This window comes from Enterobacter sp. 148H3, from assembly GCF_034107425.1.
Lineage (GTDB): Bacteria > Pseudomonadota > Gammaproteobacteria > Enterobacterales > Enterobacteriaceae > Enterobacter > Enterobacter vonholyi.
Genome location: NZ_JAWNEI010000051.1, coordinates 1 through 786, shown reverse-complemented (window position 1 = coordinate 786; position 786 = coordinate 1). Strand labels below are relative to the sequence as shown.

General features: G+C 60.7%; 2 protein-coding genes. Both read left to right on the top strand.

The window, feature by feature from the left end; genetic code table 11:
• Positions 1 to 49: 49 nt before the first annotated feature.
• Positions 50 to 451: a cag pathogenicity island Cag12 family protein gene (locus USH94_RS22470; protein ID WP_111966158.1), complete on the top strand. Its 402-nt coding sequence runs from the start codon at positions 50 to 52 to the stop codon at positions 449 to 451.
• 89 nt (positions 452 to 540) lie between these two features.
• Positions 541 to 786 (top strand): TrbM/KikA/MpfK family conjugal transfer protein (locus tag USH94_RS22465; RefSeq protein WP_320731357.1); only part of this gene is annotated, 246 nt, incomplete at its 3' end.

The following is a 786-nucleotide window of genomic DNA, read 5'->3' as shown; positions in this document are numbered from 1 at the left end:
GACGTCTATTTTAAACCCCTGCACATGCAGGCCATGAAGGAGAGTTTCAATGATGCTGCCTAAACTGACCGGCCTGACGGCGCTGGCCGTCCTCCTGGCGGGCTGCTCCTCGCCGCCGGAGCCTGCGGCCGTTGACTGGTCGCAACCGGCGCAGCCGGTATCGGCCACCCTGCCGGTATGGGAACCCAACCGCCTAATCGTAGCCTCGCGGATAACGGAGGGAAACTGGTCGCAGGTACTTGCCCGCTTCGAACCCAGCGGGGTTTACCCGGCCACACAGTGGTACGCGGTGGCGCACGCCTCGCGGGCGGTGGTGATCGCCCCCGACGGCCAGCCCTACTTTGCGGCCAAAACCTGGCTACGTGACGGCGGCTATCACGGGGTCGTTGAGTATCGTACCCGCACCGGTTGCCTGACCTGCAACACGTCAGAAATTGTCTTCTACCGATAACGGCGGTAGTGGTCTAAATCCTTAAGACCGTCACCGGCGTTGAACAACCACCGGGCGTTAGTGCCCTTCTCCCCTCAGAGGAATGAATCATGAAGCATACCGTAATCACGGCGGCGCTGCTGTGCGCCCTCGCCAGCCCGGCGTTCGCTGCCGACGGCCAGAAAGCCGACCCGAACGATCCGTGCGCGATCGTGCTGTGCCTGGCCGGAAAGCTTGACGGCAGTAGTCCCGCCGAATGTGACCCGATGTATAAAACGTTCATGTCAGTTAAGAAGAAAAACAAGCACGGCTTTCTTCCCGGCCACACGTCGGACGCAAGAAAGAAAATGCTCAAT